The sequence below is a fragment of the Bradyrhizobium sp. 154 genome (assembly GCF_023073875.1).
Lineage (GTDB): Bacteria > Pseudomonadota > Alphaproteobacteria > Rhizobiales > Xanthobacteraceae > Bradyrhizobium.
In genome coordinates this window covers 1-1257 of sequence record NZ_JADPKG010000106.1, presented here as the reverse complement: position 1 = coordinate 1257, position 1257 = coordinate 1, and the positions used below count along the sequence as shown (strand labels likewise).

Here is a 1257-nt window from a genome sequence, read left to right as displayed (position 1 = left end):
GACACCTAGCGCTATGTCGGTGAGGCGTGACAGCCCGCGCCACATGACGGTATTGCCGGGTGGCGGATCGCTGGCGCGGGCGAGATAACCGCCGAGCCGGGCGACTTTGATCAAATAGTGCGAGAGCGTTTTCCGTCTTGCTTTTGGTCTGTCGTTAACGAGGCGATCGAGCACGCCGATTTCAGTCGCGGTCAACGCGAGGGTTGGCGGCGCGTCTGGAGCCGAACGGTTGAGCATCGTCATCCAAAAGACCCGCCAACTCAGGATGCAAAAGAGCGAGATCAGATTGGTCAGACGCTGGGCGGTCCTGAGCTTTGACTCCTCAGCTTTGCAGCCTGATTTGAGGATCTTGTGGAACACCTCGATCTTCCATCTCAAAGCATACCATTCGAGCTTCTCAATGGCGTCGGTGCGGGAGCTAACAGGTAGATTTGTGATCAGCTTCCACTCGATTTTCTTTCTATTCTTCGGCGTCACGCGTTCTTCGGCATGGATCACCGTCAGGGTCAGCGCTGGATAGCGCTTCTGCTTTCCGATCGGCGGCAGGACGCGAAGCTTGCGATATCTGATCTCGAGAACGGCTTCATCGGGATCGCCGTTGTTGTTTCTGACGTTGAGGCGATGCCGTCCTTTGACGGCAACCTCGTCCATTTCGTCGGCGATCGTGTGATTTCCATCTCCGGCCAAACGGTTAACGCAAGTCCTAATCACGAAATGCGTTCCAGCTTCCCGGGCCGCGCAGAACAGCTCATAGATGTCGCTCTCGCGATCACCGATATGGATGCACCGTCCCGGATCGCCCAGCAGCTCTGTGGATTGACGGACATTGTCCAGCCACCGAATGCTCTCCTTCTTCTCGATGGGAATGCGCGTCGGATTGATCTTCTTCTTAAGCGCGGCAGTCCCCTTGAATTTCTTCCGGGTCCAGAATTTGACCGCCGTCAGTCCAAGCGGCAGCCCTTCGGTTGTCACCGCCAGGCTCGAGTGCATCAGGATGCCGCAAACCGTGTGCGACCTCAGGCGGCCCGCCTTGTCGCGCCCGCTGTTTATGCTCTTGGTGATCCCGATCGCGTCTGAGTTCTCTCTTTGATAACTGAACTCGGTCGTATCGTGGAGCACTAGAATAGGTCCGTCGGTGGCAATCGTGCGCTCACGCGTCGATTGAAAGTGGCCGGCCAGAATGTCCGCCTCACTGACCCGGTCGTTGGAGAAAAAACGATACGCAGCCTTGGTATTGGCCCAGTCCTGGCACACCAG

1 protein-coding gene is annotated in these 1257 nt (G+C 57.1%); it reads right to left on the bottom strand.

The genetic code is table 11. The features are described from left to right. Positions 1-1257: IS4 family transposase (locus IVA92_RS26260; protein ID WP_247534482.1), on the bottom strand; the 1257-nt coding region annotated here is incomplete at both ends.